General features: G+C 70.7%; 22 protein-coding genes. 14 read left to right on the forward strand and 8 right to left on the reverse strand.

The window, feature by feature from the left end:
- Positions 1-2 precede the first annotated feature (2 nt).
- The 10 genes from ACNYS0_RS05810 (at position 3) to ACNYS0_RS05855 (ending at position 10513) form a co-directional block, all read left to right on the forward strand.
- Positions 3-278: a DUF4040 domain-containing protein gene (locus tag ACNYS0_RS05810; RefSeq protein WP_422471580.1), complete on the forward strand. Its 276-nt coding sequence runs from the start codon at positions 3-5 to the stop codon at positions 276-278.
- The gene (locus tag ACNYS0_RS05815) at positions 275-1036 is read left to right on the forward strand and encodes an MnhB domain-containing protein (protein WP_422471581.1); all 762 of its coding nucleotides are present in this window, start codon (positions 275-277) and stop codon (positions 1034-1036) included. Before ACNYS0_RS05810 ends, ACNYS0_RS05815 begins: the two co-directional genes overlap by 4 nt.
- On the forward strand, positions 1033-1380 hold the full coding sequence (locus ACNYS0_RS05820; protein WP_422471582.1) for a sodium:proton antiporter: 348 nt from the start codon (positions 1033-1035) through the stop codon (positions 1378-1380). Before ACNYS0_RS05815 ends, ACNYS0_RS05820 begins: the two co-directional genes overlap by 4 nt.
- Positions 1377-3125: a complex I subunit 5 family protein gene (locus tag ACNYS0_RS05825; protein ID WP_422471583.1), complete on the forward strand. Its 1749-nt coding sequence runs from the start codon at positions 1377-1379 to the stop codon at positions 3123-3125. Before ACNYS0_RS05820 ends, ACNYS0_RS05825 begins: the two co-directional genes overlap by 4 nt.
- A gap of 115 nt (positions 3126-3240) precedes the next feature.
- Complete coding sequence (gene fdh / locus ACNYS0_RS05830) at positions 3241-6486, forward strand: formate dehydrogenase (RefSeq protein ID WP_422482470.1); 3246 nt, start codon at positions 3241-3243, stop codon at positions 6484-6486.
- The gene (locus ACNYS0_RS05835; RefSeq protein ID WP_422471584.1) at positions 6483-7373 is read left to right on the forward strand and encodes a 4Fe-4S dicluster domain-containing protein; all 891 of its coding nucleotides are present in this window, start codon (positions 6483-6485) and stop codon (positions 7371-7373) included. Before fdh ends, ACNYS0_RS05835 begins: the two co-directional genes overlap by 4 nt.
- The gene (gene nrfD / locus ACNYS0_RS05840) at positions 7370-8365 is read left to right on the forward strand and encodes an NrfD/PsrC family molybdoenzyme membrane anchor subunit (RefSeq protein ID WP_422471585.1); all 996 of its coding nucleotides are present in this window, start codon (positions 7370-7372) and stop codon (positions 8363-8365) included. The genes ACNYS0_RS05835 and nrfD overlap by 4 nt, the downstream gene beginning before the upstream one ends.
- A 12-nt stretch (positions 8366-8377) precedes the next feature.
- Positions 8378-9016 (forward strand): diguanylate cyclase, encoded by a 639-nt coding sequence (locus ACNYS0_RS05845; RefSeq protein ID WP_422471586.1) that lies wholly within the window; start codon positions 8378-8380, stop codon positions 9014-9016.
- 180 nt (positions 9017-9196) lie between these two features.
- Positions 9197-10015 carry an OBAP family protein gene (locus ACNYS0_RS05850; RefSeq protein WP_422471587.1) on the forward strand — a complete coding sequence of 273 codons (819 nt, stop codon included), beginning with the start codon at positions 9197-9199 and terminating at the stop codon, positions 10013-10015.
- A gap of 57 nt (positions 10016-10072) precedes the next feature.
- A complete protein-coding gene (locus ACNYS0_RS05855; RefSeq protein WP_422471588.1) occupies positions 10073-10513 on the forward strand; it encodes a CBS domain-containing protein in 441 nt (146 codons plus the stop codon).
- A 41-nt stretch (positions 10514-10554) separates the two neighbouring features.
- On the opposite strand, the gene ACNYS0_RS05860 is transcribed toward ACNYS0_RS05855, so the two are convergent.
- The 7 genes from ACNYS0_RS05860 to ACNYS0_RS05890 form a co-directional block, all read right to left on the reverse strand.
- Entirely contained in the window at positions 10555-11436 is an 882-nt protein-coding gene (locus ACNYS0_RS05860) for an SDR family oxidoreductase (protein WP_422482472.1), read from the reverse strand.
- 165 nt (positions 11437-11601) lie between these two features.
- Complete coding sequence (locus ACNYS0_RS05865) at positions 11602-12405, reverse strand: VOC family protein (RefSeq protein ID WP_422471589.1); 804 nt, start codon at positions 12403-12405, stop codon at positions 11602-11604.
- Positions 12402-14651: a 1,4-alpha-glucan branching enzyme gene (gene glgB / locus ACNYS0_RS05870; RefSeq protein ID WP_422471590.1), complete on the reverse strand. Its 2250-nt coding sequence runs from the start codon at positions 14649-14651 to the stop codon at positions 12402-12404. The genes ACNYS0_RS05865 and glgB overlap by 4 nt, the downstream gene beginning before the upstream one ends.
- Before the next feature lie 43 nt (positions 14652-14694).
- Positions 14695-16035, reverse strand: coding sequence for a maltokinase N-terminal cap-like domain-containing protein (locus ACNYS0_RS05875; RefSeq protein ID WP_422471591.1), 1341 nt, complete (start codon positions 16033-16035; stop codon positions 14695-14697).
- Positions 16032-17753, reverse strand: a complete 1722-nt coding sequence (treS, locus tag ACNYS0_RS05880; RefSeq protein ID WP_422471592.1) for a maltose alpha-D-glucosyltransferase — start codon at positions 17751-17753, stop codon at positions 16032-16034. Before treS ends, ACNYS0_RS05875 begins: the two co-directional genes overlap by 4 nt.
- Before the next feature lie 75 nt (positions 17754-17828).
- On the reverse strand, positions 17829-19814 hold the full coding sequence (locus ACNYS0_RS05885; protein WP_422471593.1) for an alpha-1,4-glucan--maltose-1-phosphate maltosyltransferase: 1986 nt from the start codon (positions 19812-19814) through the stop codon (positions 17829-17831).
- Positions 19811-20038 carry a DUF5133 domain-containing protein gene (locus ACNYS0_RS05890; protein WP_422471594.1) on the reverse strand — a complete coding sequence of 76 codons (228 nt, stop codon included), beginning with the start codon at positions 20036-20038 and terminating at the stop codon, positions 19811-19813. The genes ACNYS0_RS05885 and ACNYS0_RS05890 overlap by 4 nt, the downstream gene beginning before the upstream one ends.
- A 282-nt stretch (positions 20039-20320) precedes the next feature.
- On the opposite strand from ACNYS0_RS05890, the gene ACNYS0_RS05895 reads away from it, so the two are divergent.
- The 4 genes from ACNYS0_RS05895 (at position 20321) to ACNYS0_RS05910 (ending at position 25085) form a co-directional block, all read left to right on the forward strand.
- Complete coding sequence (locus ACNYS0_RS05895; protein WP_422471595.1) at positions 20321-20824, forward strand: pep a2; 504 nt, start codon at positions 20321-20323, stop codon at positions 20822-20824.
- On the forward strand, positions 20821-22914 hold the full coding sequence (gene glgX / locus ACNYS0_RS05900; protein ID WP_422471596.1) for a glycogen debranching protein GlgX: 2094 nt from the start codon (positions 20821-20823) through the stop codon (positions 22912-22914). The genes ACNYS0_RS05895 and glgX overlap by 4 nt, the downstream gene beginning before the upstream one ends.
- Before the next feature lie 180 nt (positions 22915-23094).
- On the forward strand, positions 23095-23901 hold the full coding sequence (locus ACNYS0_RS05905; protein WP_422471597.1) for a SigB/SigF/SigG family RNA polymerase sigma factor: 807 nt from the start codon (positions 23095-23097) through the stop codon (positions 23899-23901).
- A 95-nt stretch (positions 23902-23996) separates the two neighbouring features.
- Positions 23997-25085 carry a glutamate--cysteine ligase 2 gene (locus tag ACNYS0_RS05910; RefSeq protein WP_422471598.1) on the forward strand — a complete coding sequence of 363 codons (1089 nt, stop codon included), beginning with the start codon at positions 23997-23999 and terminating at the stop codon, positions 25083-25085.
- Between the two features lie 36 nt (positions 25086-25121).
- Here ACNYS0_RS05910 and ACNYS0_RS05915 read toward each other — a convergent pair whose 3' ends face one another.
- A complete protein-coding gene (locus ACNYS0_RS05915) occupies positions 25122-26645 on the reverse strand; it encodes an MFS transporter (RefSeq protein WP_422471599.1) in 1524 nt (507 codons plus the stop codon).
- Between the last annotated feature and the right edge of the window lie 33 nt (positions 26646-26678).

Genomic DNA, 26678 nt, shown 5'->3' on the forward strand with positions numbered 1-26678 from the left:
CGTTGAACGACGAGGTGCTGATCGCCGTGTCGCTGCTGCTGGTCGCCGCGGCGGCCACGGCGGCGGTCTTGGTGCGCGACCCAGCCCGGCAGGCCCTGGTCCTCGCCGTCCTCGGCCTGACACTCGCCGCGCTGTTCACGGTCCTTCAGGCGCCCGACGTGGCGCTGTCCCAGCTCGCCGTGGGCTCGGTCCTCACCCCGCTGCTCATCCTGCTGTCGGTGCGCAAGGTCCGGCGCCGCAGACAGGTGGCGGAGGAAGAGAAGGAGGCCGGCCGATGAGTGTCCGGTTGCGCCTGTGGGTGCTCGGCGTCGGCGCCGTGGGACTCGCCGCGCTGCTCACCGCCGCGTTCCTGGCGCTGCCTGAGTTCGGGAGCGCGTGGCATCCCTACGGGGAGCGGGCCACCGAGGCCGCGCTCGCCCGGCACACCGCGAACGTCGTCGCCGCGGTCAACTTCGACCAGCGGGCCTTCGACACCCTCGGGGAGGAGACGATCCTGCTCACCGCGGTGCTCGGCACCGTCGTCCTGCTCCGGCAGACCCGCGACGAGGACCGCGTCCCGCCCCGCCCCGCGCGCGTCGACCCCTGGGTCGAGCGGTACGCCCTGGTCCTGCTGCCGATCGCACTGGTGGTCGGCCTGTACGTCGTCTCGGGCGGGCAGTTGAGCCCCGGCGGCGGCTTCCAGGGCGGCGTCGTCGTGGCCACCTCGGTCCACCTCCTCTACATCGGCGCCGACTACCGGGCCCTGGAACGGATCCGGCCCATCACCCCGTACGAGATCGGGGACGCGGTGGGTGAGGCGGCCTATCTGCTCATCGGGGTGGCCGGGCTGATCGGCGGCGGCTCGTTCCTCGCCAACACCCTCCCGTACGGCACCTTCAACACGCTCTCCTCCGGAGGCATCGTGCCCCTGCTGAACTTCGCGGTCGGCATCGAGGTGGCCTGTGCGGTCGTGGTGCTGGTGAGCCGCTTCCTGGACCAGGCCGTCGAGATCACGGACGCTCCGCGCGGCGGCCGGGCGAAGGGGGCCCGGTCATGAGCGTCCTCGCGTACCTGGTGTCCGGCTGGATCTTCCTGGTGGGCTGTTACGGGCTTGCCACCAGCCGGCATCTGGTGCACGCGGTCGGCTGCCTGGCGGTGTGTCAGTCGGCTACGTACGTGCTGCTGCTCGCCGTCGGATACCGCTCGGGAGGCACCGCTCCCGTGCACTCCGACCTGAAGCCGGGCACCCGCCCGCTGGTCGATCCCGTGGTCCAGGCCCTCGCGCTGACCGACGTCGTGGTGGGCGCGACGGTGACGGCGCTGCTGCTCGCCCTGGTGATCCAGGTGGCCAAGCGACACGGCACCGCCGACCCCGACGAACTGTCCGAGCTGCGCGGATGAGCCGACTGCTGCCCCTCGTCGTGGTCCTGCCGCTGCTGGGCGCCGCGCTGCTCGTCGCGCTGGGCCGGGTGCTGCCGCGCGTCGCGGCCGACGCGATCGCCGCCGCCGTGGCCGTCGCGACGACCGTGCTGGCAGCCCTCCTGCTGGGGCACGCGGCGCCGGGCGCCGTGGAGTGGGTGGGCGGCTGGGAGCCGGTGCACGGCCGCGGCGTCGGCATCGTCCTGAGCGGTGACGCGCCGGGCACCGGGCTCGCCACGCTCGTCTCCTTGCTGACCGTCGCCGTCCTCGCCTACTCCTGGCGGTACTTCGACGAGGTGCCGCACGGCACCGCGGCCTCGTTCCCCGCGCTCGTGCTGCTGCTCCAGGCGGGCATGTGCGGCTTCGTGCTGACCGGGGACCTGTTCAACGCGTTCGTCTTCTTCGAGCTGATGAGCGTCGCCGCCTACGCGCTGACGGGGCACCGCGTCGAGGAACCCAGGGCCGTCCAGGGCGCCCTGACCTTCGGTCTGGTCAACTCCCTTGGCGCGTATGCGACGTTGATGGGCATCGCCCTGCTGTACGCGCGGACCGGGGAGCTGGGCATGGCGCGGATCGGGGCCGCGCTCGATGCCGACGGGCCGCCCGACGCCCTGGTCCTGGCCGCCTTCGTCCTCGTCGCGACGGGCCTGTTGGTGAAGGCGGCCGCCGTCCCCTTCCATTTCTGGCTGCCCGACGCGCATGCCGTCGCGCCGACGCCGGTGTGCATGCTGATGTCCGGGGTCATGGTCGAGCTCGGGGTGTACGGGGTGTGGCGCGTGCACGAGCGCGTCTTCGGCGGCCCCGGCGGGCTGCCGGCGCAGGACTTCACCCGGTGCCTCGTCCTGCTCGGCGCGCTCACCGCGCTCCTGGGAGCGTTGATGTGCTGGCAGCAGCGCCACCTCAAGCGGCTGCTCGCCTACTCGACCATCGCGCACACCGGACTGTTCCTCGTCGGCATCGGCCTGCTGCGCCCGGAGTCGACGGCGGGTGTCGCGCTGTATGTGCTGGGCCATGCCGGGGCCAAGGCGGCGCTGTTCGCGTGCACCGGTGTCCTCCTCGACCGGTACGGCAGCGTCGACGAGCACGAGCTGCACGGCCGCGCCGGTGAGCTGCGCCCCGTCGCCGTGCTCTACACCGTGGCGGCCCTCGTCCTGGCGGGGCTGCCGCCCTTCGGCACGGCGCTGGGCAAGGGCACGACGGAGGAGGCGGCGGGCGCCGCGGGCACCGCGCTGTTCCTCGCCGTGTCCGCGGTCACCGGCGGCGCCGTGCTGCGGGTGGCCGCTCGGGTCTTCTGGGGCGTGGGGCCGCGCCCCGAGCGGGCCGGGGCGGCGACGACGACCGGGGGCGACGAGGAGCCGGAGACCCGCGAACGGCTGCGGCGGGTGCCGCTGCCGATGCTGGCCGTGCCCGCGCTGCTGCTCGCCGGGGCGCTCGCCGCCGGGCTCGTCCCGGCCTTCGCCGCGGCCGTCGGCCGGGCGTTCGACGCCCCGGCGGCCCTCGCCCCGCACTGGACCGCGGCCTCCGTGGTGACCGGGCTGCTGTCCACGGTGTGCGCGGCCGGGTGCGCCGCGCTGTCGCTGCGCCGGGGCGCCCCGGCGGAGCCGTATGCCTGGACGGCCCCGCTGCGCCGTCTGCACTCGGGGCACATCGGGGACTACGTCGCCTGGTTCGTCCTGGGCACGGCGCTCCTGGGCGCGCTGACGCTGCCCGGCGTCCTCGGCGGCTGAGGGCGTTTCACCGGCGCCCGGCGCGGTACTCACGTCTCGGACGGCGGAGCGTTGGCGCCGGGCGGGGGGCCGTTCAAGAATGGTTGGCGCCACGATCGACCTCAAGGAGCCCCTCATGGGCGCGATGGACGAGCTGCGCAAATGGCCCGTGTACCGGCAGCTGGCCGGGCACGACCGCAGCGGGCGCGGCGACGCGGTGACCTCCGGCCGCACCCGGCAGCTGCGCCCCCGCACCGACACCGCCGAACGGGTGACACAGTCCGTATGTCCTTACTGCGCCGTCGGCTGCGGTCAGCAGGTGTACGTGAAGGACGACGAGGTCGTCCAGATCGAGGGCGACCCCGACTCCCCGGTGAGCCGCGGCCGGCTGTGCCCGAAGGGCTCGGCGACCCTCCAGCTGACGACCGGTCCCGCCCGCCGCCACCAGGTGCTGCGCCGCCGCCCGTACGCCACCGAGTGGGAGCCCGTCGACCTGGACACGGCGATGGACACGATCGCGGAGCGGGTCATCGCGACGCGCCGCGAGACCTGGGAGTGGGAGCAGGACGGCAAGCGCACCGCACGCACCATGGGCATCGCCTCGCTGGGCGGCGCGACGCTCGACAACGAGGAGAACTACCTCATCAAGAAGCTGCTGACCGGCCTCGGCGTGGTCCAGGTGGAGAACCAGGCCCGGGTGTGCCACAGCTCCACCGTGGCCGGTCTCGGCACCTCGTTCGGCCGGGGCGGCGCCACGACGTTCATGCAGGACCTTCAGCACTCCGACTGCATCGTCATCCAGGGCTCGAACTTCGCCGAGGCACACCCGGTCGGCTTCCAGTGGGTGATGGAGGCCAAGGCGCGCGGCGCGACGATCATCCACGTGGACCCGCGCTTCACCCGCACCAGCGCGGTCGCCGACCTGCACGTCCCGCTGCGCGCGGGCACCGACATCGCGTTCCTCGGCGGCATCATCAACCACGTCCTGACCGAGGAGAAGGACTTCCGCGAGTACGTCCTGCACTACACGAACGCCGCCACGCTGGTGAGCGAGGACTTCCGCGACACGGAGGACCTCGACGGCGTCTTCTCCGGCCTCGACGAGAGCAAGGGCCATTACGACCAGCACAGTTGGAGCTACGAGGGCGAGCAGGTCCAGCAGCCGATCGGCGACGTCGACGAGCAGTACGAGGACCGGGTGCACCCCTCCGGCGGCGCGGAGACACACGGCTCCGGCGGCCCGCAGAGCACACCGCACGCCCCCACCGATCCGACGCTGACCCACCCCCGGTGCGTGTACCAGGTGCTGAAGCGGCACTTCGCCCGCTACACACCGGAGCTGGTCGAGGAGGTGTGCGGGGTCCCTGCCGCGACGTTCGCCCGGGTCTGCGACGCGCTGACCTCCAACTCCGGGCGTGAGCGCACCAGTTCCTTCGCGTACGCGGTCGGCTGGACGCAGCACTCGGTGGGCGCGCAGTACATCCGCTGCGCGAGCATCCTCCAGCTGCTGCTCGGCAACATCGGGCGGCCGGGCGGCGGCATCCAGGCGCTGCGCGGGCACGCCTCGATCCAGGGGTCGAGCGACATCCCGACCCTGTTCAACCTGCTGCCCGGCTATCTGCCCATGCCGCACGCCCACCAGCACATGGACCTCGACGACTTCGTCACCGCTTCCCGCACCGACAAGGGGTTCTGGGCGGACATGCGGTCCTACTTCGTCAGCCTGCTCAAGGCCTACTACGGCGACGCGGCCACGGCCGAGAACGACTTCTGTTTCGACCACCTCCCGCGCCTGACCGGCGACCACTCCACGTACGAGACGGTGCTGGCCCAGCTCGACGGCGCCTGCAAGGGCTACTTCCTGATGGGCGAGAACCCCGCCGTCGGCTCGGCGAACACCCGGCTTCAGCGGCTCGGCATGGCGCAGCTGGACTGGCTGGTCGTGCGGGACTTCTCGCTGATCGAGTCCGCGACCTGGTGGCAGGACGGCCCGGAGATCGAGAGCGGCGAGCTGCGCACGGAGGACATCGGCACGGAGGTGTTCTTCTTTCCGGCGGCCGCGCACACCGAGAAGTCGGGCTCGTTCACCAACACGAACCGGTGGGTGCAGTGGCATCACGCGGCCGTCGAGCCGTCCGGCGACGCGCGCAGCGACCTGTGGTTCATGTACCACCTGGGCCGTCGCATCAAGGAGAAGCTGGCCGGTTCCACGGATCCGATGGACCGCGCCATCCTCGACCTGACGTGGGACTACCCGGTGGCCGGGCCGCTCCAGGAGCCGGTGGCCGACGCCGTCCTCGCGGAGATCAACGGCCATGGCCCGGACGGCGCCCCGCTGTCCGCGTACACCGAGCTGAAGGACGACGGCTCGACCCGGTGCGGCTGCTGGATCTACTGCGGCGTGTACGCCGACGGCGTCAACCAGGCCGCCCGCAAGAAGCCCGCGTCCGAGCAGGACTGGGTCGCCGCCGAGTGGGCCTGGGCCTGGCCCGCCAACCGGCGCATCCTCTACAACCGCGCCTCCGCCGCCCCGGACGGAACGCCCTGGAGCGAACGCAAGGCGTACGTGTGGTGGGACGAGGACACCGGCCGCTGGACGGGCCACGACAACCCCGACTTCGTCCCGGACCGCGCCCCAGGACACGTACCCGACGAGGACGCCACGGGACCCGACGCCCTGCGCGGCGACGACCCGTTCATCATGCAGGCCGACGGCAAGGGCTGGCTGTACGCGCCCGCCGGCCTGGAGGACGGGCCGCTGCCCACCCACTACGAGCCGCAGGACTCGCCGTTCCCCAACGCCGTGTACCCGGCGACGTCGCGCTCGCCCGCACGCCGGCTGCTGCCGCGCGAGGGCAACCGCTACCACCCCAGCGGCAGCGAACCGGGCGCGGACGTGTACCCGTACGTCGTCACCACCCACCGCCTCACCGAGCACTTCACCGCGGGCGGGATGAGCCGCTGGTCCTCCTACCTGTCCGAGCTTCAGCCGGAGATGTTCTGCGAGGTCTCCCCCGGCCTCGCCGCCGAGCGCGGCCTGGAGCACGGCGGCTGGGCGACCGTCATCACCGCACGCAACGCCATCGAGGCACGGGTCCTGGTCACCGACCGGATCCGGTCCCTGACCGTGCAGGGGCGCACGCTGCACCAGATCGGGCTGCCGTTCCACTGGGGCCCGAACGGGACGGCCACCGGGGACGCCGCCAACGAACTCGTCGCCATCGCCCTCGACCCGAACGCACACATCCAGGAGGACAAGGCGCTCACCGCCGACATCCGCCCCGGCCGCCGCCCGCGGGGGGCCGATCTGCCCCGGCTCGTCGCCGAGTACCGGCGCCGCGCGGGCATCACCGAGACCACCGGAACGGAGCACCGCGCATGAGCGAGGAGCGGGTCGGATTCTTCACCGACACATCCGTGTGCATCGGCTGCAAAGCGTGCGAAGTGGCCTGCAAGGAGTGGAACGCCATCCCGGAGGACGGCCTGACGCTGACCGGGATGTCGTACGACAACACGCAGTCCCTGGGCGCCTCGACGTGGCGCCATGTCGCCTTCGTCGAGCAGCCGAGGCCGGAGCCTGCCCAGCGGCCGGGCGCAGAGCCGCCGCGGCCGGAGGGTCGCACCGAACTGCCCCTGGCTCAGGGGCAGTCCACCGCCCCCGAGGTTGCCGCCCCGGCGAGTGACGGGGCTCCGGAGATGCGCTGGCTCATGTCCTCGGACGTCTGCAAGCACTGCACCCACGCCGCATGTCTCGATGTGTGCCCGACCGGCGCCCTGTTCAGGACCGAGTTCGGCACGGTCGTCGTCCAGGAGGACATCTGCAACGGCTGCGGGTACTGCGTGCCCGCCTGCCCGTACGGCGTGATCGAGCAACGCCCCAGCGACGGGCGGGTGTTCAAGTGCACCCTCTGTTACGACCGGCTCGGCGCAGGTCAGGAGCCCGCGTGCGCCAAGGCCTGCCCGACCGAGTCCATCCAGTTCGGGCCGCTCGACGAACTGCGGGAACGGGCGGCGCTGCGGGTCGACGAGCTGCACAAGGCGGGGGTGCCCGAGGCCCAGTTGTACGGCCATGACCCGGACGACGGTGTGGGCGGCGACGGCGCGTTCTTCCTGCTGCTCGACCGCCCCGAGGTCTACGGGCTCCCGCCCGACCCGGTCGTCACCACCCGCGATCTGCCCGCCATGTGGAAGCACGCGGGAGCCGCCGCGCTGACGCTGCTCGGCGGCGCCGTCCTCTCGTTCGCCGCCGCGGGAAGGAGGCGCGCATGAGTGACACCGACCCGAACCGCTCCGACCAGCCGGAATCCGGGCGGCACGGACGCCGGGGCCGCCGCGGGCGCGGGCGCGGGCGTCGCGGCGAGCAACTGATGGTCCCCGAGGCGGAGTTCAGCTCCTACTACGGCAAGCCGGTCATCAAGGCCCCGTCGTGGGCGGCGCGGGACATCGCCGGATACTTCTTCCTCGGCGGGCTCGCCGGGGCCGGTTCCGTGCTCGCGGCCGGCGCCCATGTGACCGGCCGCGGGCGCATGGCGACCGCGTTGAAGGTCTCCTCGCTCACCGCGGTCTCTCTGTCGGCCGCGGCGCTGGTGCACGACCTCGGGCGGCCCGCCCGGTTCGTCAACATGCTGCGCGTGATCAAGCCGACGTCCCCGATGAGTGTCGGTTCGTGGCTGCTGAGCGCCTATGGTCCGGCCGCGGGTGTCGCGGCCGCCTGCGCCGTCACCGGCCGGCTTCCCCGCGTCGGCACCGCCGCGACCTGCACGGCGGCCGCGTTCGGCCCGGCGGTCGCCGCCTACACCGGCGTCCTGGCCGCCGACACCGCCGTACCGGCGTGGCACGGCGTCCATCGGGAACTGCCCTACCTGTTCACGGCGTCCGCCACCGCCGCGGCCGCCGGGATGGCACTGGTGACCGCGCCGCCGCGCGAGAACGGCCCGGCGCGCTGCGCGGCCGTCCTCGCCGCGGGCGCCGACGCGTACCTCATGAGGGCGGCGGAACAGCGTCTGGGCATCGTCGCGGAGACCTGGCGCGACGGCCGGGCGGGACGCCTGCTGCGCGCCTCGCGCGCCCTGGTGGCCTGCGGCGCCCTGACCGGCGCGCTCCTGGGACACCACCGGGCCGCCGCCACGCTCTCAGGTCTTGCCCTGCTGGGCGGGTCGGCCTGCACCCGCTTCGGGGTGTTCGCCGCCGGCGTCGCATCCGCCGAAGACCCCAAGTACACCGTGGTCCCGCAACGGGAGCGGGCACACCAGACCGTCTGACCGGAGGAGCACATGACACCGCGCACCCCCACCCGCGCCCGCTCGTGGCGGCACTGGCGGCGCGGCCGCGACCTGCCGGTGCCGCTGCGCACCACGGACACGGAGGACGCCAACCGCCGGTTCCTGCTCTACGGCGTGCTGCCGCTGTGGGTGGTCCCCGCGGTCGCCGACTGGGCGATGCACCGCAGGACGCGGATCGAGGAGACCAGCGGCGCCAAGGAGTCGGCGGTGCACGCCCTGATGATGACCGAGGCCGGCATCCCCGTCACCATGGGGCTGCTCGCCCGCGTCAACCCACTGGTCCTCACCGTCATGGGCGGCGCGGCGCTCGCCCACTCGGCGACCGCCCTGTGGGACGTCACCCTCGCCACCGGCGAACGGGAGATCCGCCCCGTGGAACAGCACATCCACAGCTTCCTGGAGGTGCTCCCGCTGACGGCGATGGCGTTCACCGCATGCCTGCACTCCGACGAGGTGCACACCACGCTGCGCGGCGGCCGGGGACGCGAGGACTGGCGGCTGCGCCCCAAGGACCGCCCGCTGTCCGCCGGTTACCTCACCGCCCTGGCCGCGGTCATCGGCGCCGGCGTGGCCCTGCCGTACGCGGAGGAGATGCGCCGCTGTCTGCGGGCGCGGCGAACCGTGATCTGAGGGATCAGCGGCCGGGCTGGGCGTCGCGGTGCCGGACAGGTCCGGCAAGCGCGGGGTGCGGACCACGGTGAGCAGGATTCGGCCGCCATGTTTCTCCCTTGGCTCACGCGTCCCTCGACTCCCGCGCAGGTTCGCATCATCCGCCCGTTAGGGCCGCCAGGCGCGGGGCACTCGCCGCACATGCCATTCACTCTGGGAAGCAGGACGCGTCGCCGGAGCCGGGGGTCGGTCGCGACCTTCGGTCTCGGCGCCGCGGCCGGTTCGACGGCCGCGCTCGGCCTTCTGTCCGGTCGCAAAGCGGCGACGATCAGCAAGATCGGCAAGGGGCACCCGCTCAAGCACCGCGCGCTGGACCTGGCCGCCGGGGCGATACAGCCGAAGTACCCGATCGACGCGATGAGCACGTACCTCAACGGCTTCCACATGTATGCCGACGACATGGGCCGGCAGGTGGAAGCCACACACTTCTGCATCCACCTCGAGCACGACCTGCACCAATGCGTGATCTTCGACCGCAACGCGCCCGACGCCCGCCTGATCGGCATCGAGTACATCATCAGCGAGGAGCGCTTCCGCGGTCTGCCCGAGGACGAGAAGCGGCTGTGGCACAGCCACCACTACGAGGTGCGGTCCGGCATCCTCACCGCCCCCGGGATCCCCGACATGGCGGAACACGCCTACTTCGAGGACCTCGTGACCACTTACGGGAAGACCTTCCACACGTGGCAGTACGATCGCGACGACTTCCCCTACGGGATCCCGCAGCTGATGATGGGCTTCACCGCGGACGGGCAGGCCGAGCAGGAGCTGATCCAGGCCAGGGACGAGCGGCTCGGCGTCTCGACCGCCCGCAAGCGGCGGAACCGAGCGGACATCCCCGTGCCGGAAGTGGCGCCGGGCGCCAACGCGTGGGAAAGCGGCCGCACCGTGCAGACCCGCGTCGAAGAGACCGACCTCAAGCGCCGGCGGGGCGCCCGGCAGCCCGGCGAAGACTTGTGACCGTGAGAACCCCGCAACCACCGCACTGACGTCGAGCCCGACCATGGAGAACACCTCATGCCGCAACTCGTACATGACGTGATGACCCCGCGCGTGATCGCTGTCGCCCCCGACACCCCCGTGGCGGAGGCCGCGCAACTGATGCGGGAGCACGACATCGGCAACGTGCTGGTCTGCGAGGGCGACCGGCTGCTCGGCCTGGTCACCGACCGGGACATCACTTTGCGCGTCCTCGCCGACGGCGCCGACCCGCGGATCATCGATGTCGGCACGGTGTGTACCCCGGACCCCGTATGCATCGGCCCGGAAGAAGGGACGGAGCACGCCGCGGCCCTCATGCGCCGGCACGCGGTGCGCCGACTGCCGGTCGTCAGCACCGGCCGGGCGATCGGCATGGTCAGCATCGGCGACCTCACCGAGCACCGCGACCCCGACTCGACTCTCGCCGACATCAGCAGGGCCGAACCGAGCCCCGACCAGGGCACCGTGGCTTCCTGAGGTTTCCGGAGACGGCAGCGCCGTGATCGGCGGGGCGCGGGTCAAGGCAGCGGCGTGCCCCCGGTGGCGTTCATGATCTCCGCGGTGATGAAGCTCGCGTGCTCCGAAGCCAGGAACACGTACGCGGGAGCCATCTCGGCGGGCTGCGCCGGCCGGCCCATCGGCGCCTGCTTCCCGAACTCCTTCGTGTCCGGCAGCGTGGCCGGGATCAACGGCGTCCACACCGGGCCCGGTGCGACGGCATTGACGCGGATCCCGTTCTCGACCAGCATCTGCGCGAGGCCCTGGGTGAACGTGACGATGGCGCCCTTGGTCATCGCGTAGTCGAGCAGATGAGGGCTCGGCTTGTACGCCTGTACCGACGTGGTGTTGATGATCGACCCGCCCGACGGAATGTGCGGGACGGCCATCTTGCACAGCCAGAACATGCCGTACAGGTTCGTGCGCACGACGCGGTCGAACTGCTCCGTGGAAATCTCCGCGATGCCCTCGGGCTGCGACATCTGGTACGCCGCGTTGTTCACCAGCACATCAATGCGTCCGAACTCGGCCACGGCCCTCTCGACGAGCCGGCGGCACTGCTCCTCCTCCCGGATGTCGCACGGTACGGCCAGACCGCGACGCCCCGACTTCTCGACGAGGCGGAGTGTCTCCTGGGCGTCCTCCGCCTCTTCGGGCAGGTAGGTGAACAGCACGTCCGCGCCCTCACGGGCGTAGGCCACGGCGACGGCCCGGCCGATGCCGGAGTCGCCGCCGGTCACGACCGCCGCACGGTCCCGCAGCAGTCCGCTCCCCCGGTAGGACTCCTCGCCGTGGTCGGGCGGCGGGTCCATGGGCCCGCTCCAGCCCGGCGGTTCCTGGTCCTGCTGAACGAAGTCCGGACGCGGGTGCTTGGTCGTCGGGTCCTTCGGGGTCTCGCCCATGGGTGCTGCTCCTTTCAGGTCCACCTTCTCCAGCTTGCTCATCGGAACACCGAGTGTCCTGCGACATGCGATCCCACACCTCAGGGACGAGGCCCTCCGCCCTTTGGGGCGGCGAAGCCGGAGTCCGGTCGCGGCCGGATCCGTACGTCGCCGTCGGCACCGGCGTCACGGACGGCACGGGAGGGAAGCCCCTACCACGAATCTGGCTCCGGCCGGGTCGGTCAGGACCGCCTCGGCCGAGTCCGTTCCGAGGCGCAGGGCTTGACCGCCGTGGGCTCGTGCCGCCTGCACGCAGGCCTCCACGTCGTCGACCGAGAAGTGGACCTGCCACCGCGGGCGGACCGCGGGGTCGGGTGCCGAGTCCACCGCGCCCGAGTGGATGCGGGCCACGACATCACCGTGGCTGCGCAGGACGACTTCCTCGTCCTCGTACTGGACTTCACAGCATTCGGGCTCCTCGGAGGCCCAGCCCAGAACCTCTGCGTAGAACATCGTCGCGTCGAAGGCGTCGCGCGTATGCAACTCCACGAACGCCGGTGCCGCACGGCGCCATGTCTCCCAGTCGCTCACCAGCTCGCCCTCCCACACGCCGAAGACGGCCCCGTCCCGGTCGGCGAGCACGGCTGCCCTGCCCGGCGGAAAGGCCAGGGGTCCCACCGCGGTCGTCCCACCGCGTTCACGGCTGCGTGCTACGACGTCGTCGGCGCTTGCCGCGGCGAAGAAGGGCGTCCACACACCGGGCATGGGGCCCATCCCCAAGGAGGAGACCCCTGCCACCGGCACCCCACGCACGCTCGCGAACCGGTACTGCTCGCCCAGCCTGCCCACACGCCAGTCCCAGCCCAGGACCGCGTGGTAGAAATCCTCCGCTTCGCTCAGGTCGGGTGCGGACAGGCTCACCCAACAGGGAGCGCCCAGCACCGAGTTGCTGTTCGGATCCGCGCACCGAGTGGTCGGCTCCGGACTCATTCCGTGCGGCCCTCCGGCGTCAGCCACAGAGTGGACAGCGGCGGAAGACACACCTCCAGCGAAGCGGGCAGGCCGTGGCAGGCAGTCGGCTCCTGGGTCAGCCGGGCGCCGTCGGCGACCCCGCTGCCGCCGTATCGCTTCGCATCGGTGTTGATGACTTCCCGCCACATGCCGGAGGCCGTCCGTGGGACACCGAGCCGGAAGCCCTCCCGTACCACGGGCGAAAAATTGCAGATGGCCAGCAGAGGGCTGCCGTCGGCCGAGTGGCGCAGGAACGCGAGCACGTTGTCGTCCGCGTCGTCGGCGACGACCCAACGGAAGCCTGCCGGGTCGGAGTCCCTCTCCCACAGCGCGGGGATGTCCGTGTAGCGCCGGTTGAGATCCCGGATCAGGCGTTGCACTCCCAGGTGATCCTCTCTTCCGGCGGAGCCTTCTTCGATGAGGTGCCACTCCAGGCCGTGTGCTTCGGACCATTCGGCGCCCTGGGCGAACTCCTGGCCCATGAAGAGGAGTTGCTTGCCGGGGTGGGCCCACATGAAGCCCAGGTAGGCGCGGTGGTTGGCGCGTTGCTGCCACCAGTCGCCGGGCATCTTGGAGACGAGTGAGCGTTTGCCGTGCACGACCTCGTCGTGGGAGATGGGCAGGACGTAGTTCTCGCTGTACGCGTACACCATCGAGAACGTCATGTCGTTGTGGTGGAACTTTCGGTGCACCGGTTCGTGGCTCATGTAGGCGAGGGAGTCGTGCATCCAGCCCATGTTCCATTTCAGGCCGAAGCCGAGACCGCCGAAGCCGCCGGGCCCGATGTGGTGGGTGGCGCGGGTGACGCCGTCCCAGGCCGTCGACTCCTCGGCGATCGTGACGACGCCCGGCACCTGCCGGTACAGGGTCGCGTTCATCTCTTGGAGGAAGGCGACGGCGTCGAGGTTCTCGCGGCCGCCGAACCGGTTCGGGGTCCACTGGCCGTCCTCGCGCGAGTAGTCGAGGTAGAGCATCGAGGCGACCGCGTCGACCCGCAGGCCGTCGATGTGGAACTCCTGGCACCAGTACAGGGCGTTGGCCACCAGGAAGTTGCGGACCTCCTTGCGGCCGTAGTCGAATTCCAGGGTGCCCCAGTCGGGGTGCGCGGCGCGCAGCGGGTCCTCGTGCTCGTACAGCGGGCGCCCGTCGAACTCCGCGAGCGCCCAGTCGTCGCGCGGGAAGTGGGCGGGGACCCAGTCCATCAGGACGCCGATGCCGGCCTGGTGCAGGGCGTCGATCAGGTGCTTGAAGTCGTCGGGGCTGCCCAGGCGGGCCGTGGGCGCGTAGAAGCCGGTGACCTGGTAGCCCCAGGAGCCGCCGAAGGGGTGCTCGGCCACGGGCAGGAACTCCACGTGCGTGAACCCCAGATCCGCGACGTAGGCGGGGAGTTGCTCGGCGAGCTGGCGGTAGGTGAGGCCGGGGCGCCAGGACGGCAGGTGCAGCTCGTACACCGAGAACGGCGACGCGTGGGCGGGGTGCGCGGCCCGCCACTCCAGCCAGTCCTCATCACCCCAGACGTGGTGGGTGACATCGACGACGGACGCGGTCGCCGGTGGCTTCTCACTGCGGCGTGCCAGGGGGTCCGCGTGCTGTCGGGGTGACCCGTCGGGACCGATGATCTCGAACTTGTACAGCTCGCCCTCGCCGATGTCCGGCACGAACAGCTCCCACACCCCGGAACGGCCCAGTGAGCGCATGGGTGTCGATGTGCCGTTCCAGCAATTGAAGTCGCCGACCATGCGGACGCCTCGTGCGTTGGGGGCCCACACGGCGAACCGGGTCCCTCGCACGCCTTGGTGTTCCATGACATGTGCGCCCAGGGCCGTCCACAGTCCCTCGTGGCGGCCTTCCCCGATGAGGTGCAGGTCCACCTCCCCCAAGGTCGGCAGGAATCGATAGGGGTCCTCCACCTCGAAGACCCTCTCGGCGGTGGTCACCCGCAGCCGGTAGTCGTGGACCGTGGCGCTCGGGAGTTCGCCCTCGAAGAGACCGTCGCCCGTGTCCGGCAGCCCCCATGACGTGTCACCTGCCAGCACCGCCACATCGAGGGCGTACGGGAGGAGGCACCGTACGATCACACCCCCCGGCGCCGGGTGCGCTCCGAGCACCGCGTGCGGGTCGTGGTGGGTTCCGCTCAGCAGCGCCGTCCGGGTGCGTGGGTCGACGCCCGGCCCCGGCCCGGCACGTCGGTGCTGGAGCGGGTCGGCGGTGGCGTTGACGGTCATGGTCGGCTCCTTCGGGAGGTGTGGGGGCGGCGCGGGGACACCTTCAGCGGGTACCGGCGAGACGGGCCACGGCCTCCAGGGGGACGGTGATCCAGTCGGGACGGTGTGTCGCCTCGTACAGCACCTCGTAGACGGCGCGGTCGGCCTCGTACGCACGCAGCAGTTCCGGCGCCTCCGTCGGCTCGAAGCCCCCGGCTTCGCTGTAGCCGGAGCAGAAGGCGGTCCGACACTGCTCGGCCCACTGGGGGCACGGGGCAGGGCTCATGTGCGCCGCGTAGTCGAAGGACCTGAGCATGCCGACCACGTCGCGGATCGGCGAACGGTCCGCTCGGCGCTCCGCCAGCGGGCGCGAGGGCTCTCCCTCGAAATCGACCGCATGCCAACTCCCGTCGGCCCACAGCACCTGCCCCAGGTGGAGGTCGCCGTGTATCCGTTGCAGGGGCGGCTCGCTGTGGGTCGCCGCCGCGTCCGCGAAGATGCGCTGGACGGCGGGCACATGACGGCGCAGGGCCGGAACCGCCTCGGCCGAGTGCTTCAGTCGGTGCATCATCTCCTCGGCGAGCCGGGACCGGTGCTGTTCCTCGGGCTTCGCGGTGGGAAAGACCTGAGCGAGGGCCGCGTGCAGCTCGCCCGTCGTGCGGCCGAGGCCCCACGCCTGCTTGACGAAGTCGCTTTGCGCGGCGGCCGAGTCCAGGGCCAGCCGCCAGCCGTCCGTGGCCCCGGGCAGGAAGGGCTGGACCATGCCGAGGGTGCCCCAGAACGGTTCGGTCACGAAGAACCAGGCCTCGGGTGCCGGTACCGAGGGGTGCCCCCACCGCCCCAGCCGGGCGGTCACCTCGAGGTCGGGGTTGATGCCCTGCTGGATGCGGCGGAACAGCTTGAGGATGAGCCTGTCGCCATAGACGATCGAGGAGTTGGACTGCTCGGTGTCCAGGACCCGGGGTGCCAGCCCCGTCGGCAACGACGTATGGCGGAAGGATTCGAAGCGGAGCGCCCCGGCCTTTCCGCCCTCGCGCAGACGGTCCAGCAGCAGGACCGCCACACGGTGATCGTGAAGGGCGTCGTAGACCATCAGGGTGCCGCCGCCGGGCCCGTCCATCTGCCCGAGGGCGTGCTGCCACAGCCGCGGGGGCGGGTCGACGGCCGCGCCCAGGATCAACTGGTAGTGCGCTTCCTCCTGTTGGCCCGCCTCCTTCACGCGCACGAGCAGGTGGAAGCACTCGGGTGTCAGTGCGGTCGCGGCCACTGCCGAGATCTCCGTGATCCGGCGGCCGCTGCTCGCATACCAGCGCTGTCTCGGGAGCCAGCGGCCGAGCAGCTCGTTGAGCGAGGAGCCGAGAAGCGCGGGACGCGGGTCACCGAGTTCGATCAGGGGGCGGGTCATGGCGTGCGGTCCAATCCTGCGGAGCCCCCCGCGGTGCGGTCGTCCGGCGCTGAGTCCTCGCTCAGCCGGAACCAGTAGAAGCTGTGTCCCGCGAGGGTGAGCAGGTAGGGGAGTTCGCCGATCGCGGGGAAGCGCACGCCGCCGATCAGTTCCACCGGGTGCCGGCCGTTGAACGACTGGAGGTCGAGCTCGGTGGGCTGGGCGAAGCGGGAGAAGTTGTGCACGCACAGCACCAGGTCGTCCTTGAATTCCCGCAAAAAGGCGAGGACGGCCGGGTTGGAGGAGGGCAGTTCGGTGTACGAGCCGAGGCCGAACGCCGGGTTCTGCTTGCGGATCTCGATCATCCGGCGGGTCCAGTGCAGCAGCGAGGACGGCGAGGACATCGACGCCTCCACGTTCGTGACCTGGTACCCGTAGACCGGATCCATGATCGTGGGGAGGAAGAGGCGGCCCGGATCACTGGAGGAGAAGCCGGCGTTGCGGTCCGGGGTCCACTGCATCGGGGTGCGCACCGCGTCGCGGTCGCCGAGCCAGATGTTGTCGCCCATGCCGATCTCGTCGCCGTAGTAGAGGATCGGCGTGCCGGGCAGCGACAGCAGCAGCGCGGTGAACAGCTCGATCTGGTTGCGGTCGTTGTCCAGGAGCGGGGCCAGGCGGCGGCGGATGCCGATGTTGGCGCGCATCCGCGGATCCTTGGCGTACTCCGCGTACATGTAGTCGCGCTCTTCGTCCGTGACCATCTCCAGGGTCAGCTCGTCGTGGTTGCGCAGGAAGATGCCCCACTGGCAGCCGGCCGGGATCGGCGGGGTCTTGGCCAAAATCTCCGAGACCGGGTAGCGCGACTCGCGGCGCACCGCCATGAAGATCCTCGGCATCACCGGGAAGTGGAACGCCATGTGGCACTCGTCGCCGCCGGACGCGCTGTCGCCGAAGTAGTCGACGACGTCCTCCGGCCACTGGTTGGCCTCCGCCAGCAGCACCACGTCCGGGTACTGCGCGTCGATCTCCTTGCGGACCCGCTTGAGCATCTCGTGGGTGGCGGGCAGGTTCTCGCAGTTGGTGCCCTCCTGGGCGTACAGGTAGGGGACCGCGTCCAGGCGGAAGCCGTCGATGCCCAGGTCGAGCCAGAACCGCAGGGCGGCCAGGATCTCCTCCTGCACGGCCGGGTTCTCGTAGTTGAGGTCCGGCTGGTGGGAGAAGAACCGGTGCCAGTAGTACTGCTGGCGCACCGGATCGAACGTCCAGTTCGACGCCTCGGTGTCCACGAAGATGATCCGGGCGTCCGCGTACTGCTTGTCGTCGTCCGCCCACACGTAATAGTCGCCGTACGGGCCCTCGGGGTCCGAGCGGGACTCCTTGAACCACTCGTGCTGATCGCTCGTGTGGTTCATCACGAAGTCGATGATCACGCGCATGCCCCGCTGATGCGCCGCGTCCACGAACTTCACGAAATCGGCCAGATCACCGGTCTCGGGCAGGGTGACGATGTAGTTGGCGACGTCGTAACCGTTGTCCAGCAAGGGTGACTTGAAGAACGGTGGCAGCCAGAGGCAGTCCACCCCCAGCCACTGGAGGTAGTCCAGCCTCGCCGTGATGCCCTTGAGGTCTCCCACGCCGTCGCCGTTGCTGTCCTGGAAGGAGCGGACCAGGACCTCGTAGAAGACCGCGCGCTTGAACCAGTCCGGGTCCCGAGGCTTGGTGTCCGGTCTTTCAGGCAACATAAATTCTTCGGTTGTCATGAGGGTCCTCTCCCTCGCTCGTTCATGCCGATTGCGGTAGAGCGCTTTCCTGGCTCAGCCGATGGTGAAGAGGTGCGCGGGCGTCTCGCCCGGTGTCAGACGGACGTAGTTGGTGGCACCCCAGGTGTACGTCCGGCCCGTCAGCTCGTCGCGCACGCGGAAGGTGCCGTCCGGCGAAATCTTGAGGGCCTCGCAATCGAGGCGGACCGTGGCTTCCTGGGTGTGGTGCGGGTCGAGGTTCACGACCACCAATACCGTGTTCGATCCCCGTGCGGACGCCGTGGTTTTGGAGTACACGAGCACCGCGTCCTTGTCGGCCCGGTGGAAGTGCACGTCCCGCAGCGTGCGCAGGGCCGGGTTGCGGCGCCGGATCGCGTTGAGCGCGGTGATCAGCGGGGTGATCGTGCGGCCGTCCCGCTCGGCCGACTCCCAGTCCCGCGGCCTCAGTTGGTACTTCTCCGAGTTCAGATACTCCTCGCTTCCCGCGCGCAGCGGGGTGTTCTCGCACAGTTCGTAGCCGCTGTAGACGCCCCAGGTGGGCGAGAGCGTCGCGGCCAGCACCGCACGTAGCTCGAAGGCCGCACGGCCGCCGTCCTGCAAGAACTCGTGCAGGATGTCGGGGGTGTTCACGAAGAAGTTCGGCCGCATATAGGCGGCCGCATCGCCGCTCAGCTCCTCGGCGTACTCGGTGAGTTCGCGCTTCGAATTGCGCCAGGTGAAGTACGTGTACGACTGCTGGAAGCCGACCGCGGCCAGGGCGTGCATCATCGCGGGCCGGGTGAACGCCTCCGCCAGGAAGATCACGTCCGGGTCGGTGCCGTTGATGTCGGCGATCACCTTCTCCCAGAACACCACGGGCTTGGTGTGCGGGTTGTCGACCCGGAAGATCCGCACCCCGTGCCCCATCCACAGCCGCAGGATCCGCGTCGTCTCCGCGATCAGCCCCGGCATGTCCCGGTCGAAGGCGATCGGATAGATGTCCTGGTACTTCTTCGGCGGGTTCTCCGCATACGCGATGCTGCCGTCCGGCCGGTGATGGAACCAGTCGGGATGCTTGTGCACCCACGGATGATCCGGCGAGCACTGCAGCGCGAAGTCGAGGGCCACCTCCATGCCCAGCTCCCGCGCCCGGCCCACGAAGGCGTCGAAGTCCTCGAAGGTGCCCAGGTCCGGATGGAGCGCGTCGTGACCGCCCTCGTGCGAACCGATCGCCCACGGCACCCCCACGTCAAAGGGGCCCGGGGACAGCGAGTTGTTCGGGCCCTTGCGGAAGGTCGTGCCGATCGGGTGCACCGGCGGCAGATACACCACGTCGAAGCCCATCGCCGCGATCGCCGGCAGCCGCCCCGCCGCCGTACGGAACGTGCCGCTCACCGGCGGCCTGCCCGGCTCGACCACCGCCCCCTCGGACCGCGGGAAGAACTCGTACCAGGACCCGAACAGAGCCCGCTCCCGCTCCACCAGCAACGGGAAAAGGCGGCTCTCGGTCAGGCGTTCACGCAGCGGCACGCTGCTCAGCGCGGCGCGCACCGCTGGGGCCGAGACCGTGGCCAACCGGTCCAGCGGGCTGTGGGCGGCATCGCTCAGCCCGTCCACGGCCGCGCCCAGCACCTCGCGGGTTTCCTTGTTCGAGGCTTGGGCCAGGGCTTCTTCCAGGTACACGGCGCCCTGTTCCAGAGTGATCTCGCAGTCGACGCCGGCCCGTACCTTGATCGTGGCGTCCCGGATCCAGGTGGCCACGGGGTCGCGCCATGCCCGGACGCAGTAGCTCAGTCGCCCGCACCTGTCGGAGCTGACCTCGGCGCTCCAGCGGTCGGTTCCCGGGGCCGTCGGCGTCATCGGCCACCGGCCCGCCTCGCCCCCGTCGGATGTCCGCAGGACCACTTCGGCGCGGAGGACCCCGTCACCCTCGACGAAGACCAGGGCCGTGACGGTGAAGGGCTCCCCCACGACGGCCTTGGCCGGTCGTCGCCCTCCGTCGACGGACGGCTTCACGTCTTCGATCGGGATGGGCACAGCGGTGTTCGACGGCGTCGTCATGCGGTGTCACCCTTCTCGATTGCAGGCGAGCGGCTCGCGCACTGCGCCGCTTCGGCGGCCTCCCGGCCGCATCGCTCGCCCGTGACCCGGCACAAGGCGGCGACGGCACGCTCAAAGCTCTCGCGCGCCTCGGAGTCGTCCGGAGAAGCCAGGAATCGCCGTTCCCAGAAGCGGTAGCTCGCCAGGCACCGGTCAGCCTCTCCGGTGACACGCGGTGTCCCCATGACTGGCCTCCGGGCCTCCGCGACGCCGAGCCCGGCGGGCCCTCGGGGTGTTCGCGGAGAGAGTTCACGCCGTTACCGTGCGCTGCTCCTTCCTCATCTTGCGACGCCGTCGGCGATCCGTCCTGTTGAGCGGAGCGTCGCCCCGCGGTCACGTCCGGTTGCACGAATGGAGTACAGCGCACAGGCTGATCGATGACTCTCAAGCGATTCCTGCTCACGGTCCGTACACACCGTTCCGCCGTCCAGGCAAGGCCGTGAGCTACGCGGTGAGGAGCAGGAACCATGCACCAGGCAACGCCCAGCTACTACCACATCGCCGTGGAGCCGGCCCCCGAACGCGTCGGCCAGGTCCAGCGCATCGTGGCCGCGCACACCCGTTACTGGGGGCTCGAGCGTCTGACACCCTCGGCGACCCGCGGTCTCGGCCTCCTGCTGGAACTGGCGGTGGAGGGGCGCCCGGACGGCCGCATCGAGGTCGAGGCGTGGTGGACCGGGCAGCACTTGATCAGCGCCGTGTCCTACGAGAACCCGGCCTCCGGAACCTCTCGCGAGTTCCCCCGGCGTTGCTCCGCGCAGATCGCGGCCTTGAGCGACGGTTGGGGCAGCTGCACGCGGCAGGCTCGGCGCATCGTGTGGTTCTCGCTGCGCAGCAGGACCGGGGTACGGGAGGTTCTGGCCCCCAAGCTGCCGGTTCCGGATGCGAGCGAAGCGCTCCAGCTGCCCCGCTCCGCGACGCCGGACCCGGCCCCGCGGCCCGCGCCCGTCACCACCGGCACCGCTTCGTGACCGCACACTCCGTGGACGGGGTCCACGTGCGCAGCGGGCGGCCCTATCCACTCGGAGCGACCCACGACGGCCACGGCACGAACTTCGCCTTGTTCAGTGCCGTGGCCGACCGGGTGGATCTCGTGCTGCTGGACGCCGACGGCGCCGAACGCACGGTGCCGCTGCCAGAGGTCTACGGATCCGTGTGGCACGGCTACGTGCCCCACACCAAGCCTCCCCAGCAGTACGGATACCGCATCCACGGCCCGTGGGAGCCGGCATCGGGACACCGGTGCGACGCCAGGGCGTTCCTTCTCGACCCCTACGCCAAGGCCGTCCACGCCCGCGCCGACGCGGCGGGGGTCGGCGGGGAGGGCCTGTGCGGCGTGGTCGTCGATCCGGCCTTCGACTGGTCGGGAGACACCCCGCCGGATCACGCCTACGCCGACTCCGTCATCTACGAAGCACATGTGCGGGGCCTGACCGCACGGCATCCCGGTGTGCCCAAGGATCTGCGGGGCACCTATGCGGGCCTGGCCACGCCCGCGGTCCTCGACCACCTCACCGGTCTGAAAGTGACCGCGGTCGAGCTGCTCCCCGTCCACCAGTTCGTACAGGACGGCTTCCTGCGTGACCGCGGACTGTCCAACTACTGGGGCTACAACACGATCGGCTTCTTCGCGCCGCACCATGCCTATGCCGCGCACGGCACGCTCGGCGAACAGGTCACCGAGTTCAAGAGCATGGTCAAGTCGCTCCACGCGGCCGGCCTCGAGGTGATCCTCGACGTGGTCTACAACCACACGGCGGAGGGGAACGAGAACGGCCCCACACTGTCCTTTCGCGGCATCGACAACGCGGCCTACTACCGCCTCGCCGACGACGACTTCAGCCGGTACTACGACACCACGGGCACCGGCAACAGCCTCCTCATGCGCCACCCCAACGTGCTGCAATTGCTCATGGATTCGCTGCGGTACTGGGTCACCGAGTGCCACGTGGACGGCTTCCGCTTCGACCTGGCAGCCACACTGGCCCGCCAGTTCCATGAGGTCGACCGGTTGTCGGCCTTCTTCGACCTCATCCAGCAGGACCCCGTGATCAGCCGCGTCAAGCTGATCGCCGAACCCTGGGACCTGGGCGAGGGCGGCTACCAGGTGGGCAACTTCCCGCCGCTGTGGTCCGAGTGGAACGGCAAGTACCGCGACTGCGTCAGGGACGCCTGGCGCGCCCGGGACAGTACCCTCGCGGAGTTCGCCTCCCGGCTCACCGGGTCCGCGGACCTCTACCAGCACGAGCGCCGCCGCCCACGGGCCAGCATCAACTTCATCACCGCGCACGACGGGTTCACCCTGCGCGATCTCGTGTCCTACAACGAGAAGCACAACGAGGCCAACGGCGAGCACAACAACGACGGCGAGAGCGACAACCGGTCCTGGAACTGCGGGCAGGAGGGGCCGAGCGACGACCCCGGCGTGCTGTCCCTGCGTGCCAGGCAACAACGCAATCTCCTGGCGACCCTGGTGCTGTCCCAGGGTGTGCCGATGCTGAGTCACGGCGACGAACTGGGGCGCACCCAGCGGGGCAACAACAACGCCTACTGCCAGGACAACGAACTGACCTGGGTCGACTGGAACCTCGACGACGAACGCGCCTCCCTGCTGGCCTTCACCCGCGACCTCATCGAACTGCGCACCGCACACCCGGTGTTGCGCCGCCGCCGCTTCTTCCGCGGCGAGGCCCCCACCGGCCACGACCACGGCCTGCCGGACCTGGTCTGGCTCCGCCCCGACGCGACGGAGATGACGGAGGAGGACTGGAACCGGCCCGACGCGCACGCCCTGGCCGTGTTCCTCAACGGCGACGCCCTGATGGAGCGGGACAGCCTCGGAGAACGTGTCGTCGACGACTCGTTCCTGTTCCTGTTCAACTTCTTCTGGGAGGCGATGGAGTTCAAGTTGCCCGACCCGTCACACGGCGTCTCCTGGACGACACGCATCGACACCGCGGAAGCCGACGGCGTGCCGGACGAGTGCGAATTCAAGGCCGAAGCGACCATCCGGCTGGAGGCGCACTCCCTGGTCGTCCTCTCCCACCTCGCCGACAGGTGAGCGGCCGACACTGTGCGGCTTCCCCGTCCGGTGGTCGACAGCGCCCTGTCTTTTGTAGAGTCGAAGACACAACGAGCATGAGCTTGGGAAAACAGGCTCGCTCCAGGAGCACGAGCCACCCGGAACGGGTGTTGATCGGCCCCTGGTCATCTTGCTGACCGCGACGATGAGGAGCGAACCATGGCCACACGTCACGTGCACGACGATGCCCCTGACACGGAACAGGACTTTCTCCGGCTCACGAACACGCCCGAGGGACGCGAACGCGACACCCTGATCGAGCAGCTGGTGGAGGCCTGGCTGCCCATGGCACACCGCCTGGCCGGCCGGTACCGCAACAAGGGCGAGAACCCCGACGACCTGAACCAGGTCGCCGCCCTGGGACTCGTGAAGGCCGTCGAACGCTACGAACCTGGACGCGGGGCCTTCGAGGCGTACGCGGTTCCCACGATCACCGGCGAACTGCGCCGCCACTTCCGTGACCACACCTGGGACGTGCGCGTCCCGCGGCGCGTCCAGGACCTGCGCAACAAGGTCCGTGCCGCGCGCCGCGAACTGCTCGACGAGCCCGGCCACCGCCACGAACCCACCCTGGAGGACATCGCGGCCCGGGCCGGGCTGACCCTGGACGAGGTCCGCGACGGCATGGAGGCGCTGGAGAGCTACAGCAGTCTGTCCCTGGACGCCGAACTCGGCTCGTCCCCGGACGGAGGGGACGGAATCAGTCTCGCCGACACGCTCGGCCAGGAGGAGCCCGACTACGACCTGGTCGCCGACCGGGAAGCCGCCAAGGAAGGCCTGCGGACCCTCCCGGAACGTGAGCGCTCCATCCTCTACATGCGCTTCTTCGAGGACATGACGCAGTCCCACATCGCCGAGGAGATCGGTGTCTCCCAGATGCACGTCTCCCGCCTCATCAGCCGCAGCTGCGCGCAGGTGAGGGAGTGCGCGACACACGGTGTCACCGAGGGACACCAGGCCGCCTGACGGTTCGCTCGTCGCTGCGGGCCGGCCGGCACGCCGGTTCGCTTCGGTGAGCGTGGGTACGCGGCGGCTCCGGTGCACCGAAAGGGAATGTGACCATGCGCAGTGTCGGGGTGGAAGAGGAACTGCTGCTCGTCGACCGTGACAGCGGAGAACCACGCTCGATGTCGAGCGCGGTCATGGCGGTGGCCGCCCGCAGCGGCGACGAGGCCTTCGAGGCGGAACTCCACCGCGAGCAGCTGGAGTTCGCCACGCGTCCGCACGAGACGATGTCGGACCTCGCCGAGGACATCGCCCAGTGGCGCAGGGCCGCCGCCGATCACGCGGAACGGCTGGGCTGCGCGGCCGCCGCTCTCGCCACGTCCCCGCTCCCGGTGAGCCCCACCGTGGGTAGCGGCGCACGTCACCAGTGGCTGGCGGAGGAGTTCGGTCTGACCACGCAGGAACAGCTCACCTGCGGCTGCCACGTCCACGTGTCCGTCGAGTCGGACGAAGAGGGCGTCGCCGTGCTGAACCGGATCCGTCCCTGGCTGTCCGTGCTCGTCGCGCTGAGCGCCAACTCGCCGTTCTGGCAGGGCAAGGACTCCGGGTACAGCAGCTATCGCAGCCAGGTGTGGGGGCGGTGGCCGTCGGCGGGACCGGTGGAGCTCTTCGAGGACGCCGCCGCGTACCACCGCCAGGTCGAGGCCATGGTCGCCACCGGTGTCGTACGGGACGCCGGGATGGTCTACTTCGACGCCCGGCTGTCGGCCGCCCACCCGACCGTGGAGGTGCGCGTCGCCGATGTGTGTCTCGAACCGTCCACGACCGTGCTGCTCGCCATGTTGGTACGTGGTCTGGTCGAGACGGCGGCGCGCGCGTGGCGGTCCGGCGAGCCCGCCGCCGACCACCCCGTGGCGCTGCTGCGCCTCGCGGCCTGGCGCGCAAGCCGCTCGGGCCTCGACGATCACCTCGTGAGCCCCCGGCTGATGCGGCCCGTACCGGCCCGGGCCGCCGTGGACTCGCTCCTCGAACATGTGCGGCCCGCGCTGGAGGATGCCGGTGACTTCGAGGAGGCGCGCGCGCTGGTGTCCCGGCTGCTGCGCGACGGCAACGGCACCTACCTGCAACGCGAGGCCTTCCGGCGTACGGAGAGTCTGCGGCAGGTGGTCGCGGAGTGTGTGCGCAGGACCCACAGCGGCGTGTGAGACACCGGCACCCGCCCGCGGGCCGGGACGGCCCTGTCAGGTCTGCCGGGAGTGCACGGGGTCGTTCTCCAGCTCCTGCGGGCATGTGCGCTGGGCGCCGCGGGCGAGCCGGTCACGTCGCCAGTCGAATGCGGCGAGCACCAGCGACGCCGTCATGCCGACCAGGGCGGCCCCCAGTGCGACGGCCAGCGCGCCCCGATAGTCCTCTCCCCCACCGAGCACCAGGTAGAACAGGCCGGGCAGGGCCGCCGTTCCCACCGCCGCGCCGAGCCGCTGCCCGGTCTGAAGGGCTCCGCCCGCCGCGCCCGCCATCCGCACCGGCACGTCGCGCAGCGTCATCGTGATGTTCGGTGAGACCACGAAGCCACTGCCCGCCCCGCCGATGAAGAGGACCGGCGCGGCCGCCCAGGGCGCGATGTCCAGCGGGGCGAGGCGCAGCAGCAGGGCGGTGCCGCCGAGGCCGACGATCACGCAGGTCAGCCCGCATACCGTGAGCAGACGCCCGAACCGGTCCACGAGGCGCCCCGCGACCACCGCCGCGCTCGCGGAGCCCAGGGCGAAGGGGGTCACGGCGAGACCGGAGCGCAGCGGAGAGAAGCCGAGCCCGTGCTGGTAGAACAGCGCGAACACCAGCCACACGCCGCTGAACCCGATGAAGTAGAGGGTGCCGACACCGGCGCCGACGGCATAGCCGCGCACGGTGGTGAACAGACGTGGATCGAGCAGCGGCTGAACGCCGCGGGCCACCAGGCGGCGCTGCCACGCCGTGAACACGATCAGCAGCACGGCACCGAGCGGGAACAGCCACCACAGCCGGCCGAGGCCGCCCGAGTCCGCCTGCACCAGCGGGTACATCAGCGCGAGGACGCCGAGCCCGAGGAGCACGACGCCGACGACGTCCACATGACCGCGGCCGGAACGCCGGACGCGCGGCAGGAGACGCAGGCCGAGCAGGACGGCGACGAGGCCGATGGGCACATTCACGTAGAAGATCCAGCGCCAGCCGTCCGGTCCTGAGGCGAGGCCGAGGATCGCGCCGCCGGCGAGGGGGCCGACGGCCGAGGAGATGCCGACGGTCGCGCCGAAGAGACCGAAGGCGCGTCCGCGTTCGGCGCCGCGGAACAACTGCTGGATGAACGCCGAGTTCTGCGGGGCCATGAACCCGGCGGCGAGGCCCTGGGCGAGCCGGGCCGCCACCAGCAGACCGACGGTGGGTGCGGCCCCGCAGGCGGCGCTGCACAGCACGAAGCCCCCGAGCGCGAGCAGGAAAATACGGCGCCGATCCAGGGCGTCGCCGAGGCGGCCGGCGGTCACCAGCGCCAGGGCGAAGGCCAGTGCATAGCCGGAGACCACCCACTGCACCTGTGCCGGTGAGGCGCCGAGGTCACGCTGGATGGTGGGCAGTGCCACCGCCACGATCGTCACGTCGAGCAGGCTCATGAATCCGGCCACCAAGGTGACCCACAGGGCCCGCCACCGTTGCGGGTCCGGTGCGTATCCGGCGTCCTGGCCCGCCGCCCGGCCACCCCGACCGCCGCCACCCGAAGGCGCCTTCGTCATACCGGGCTCCTTTCGTTCGTGGCGTACATCGGC

This window comes from Streptomyces anthophorae (genome assembly GCF_049310305.1).
Taxonomy (GTDB): Bacteria; Actinomycetota; Actinomycetes; order Streptomycetales; family Streptomycetaceae; genus Streptomyces.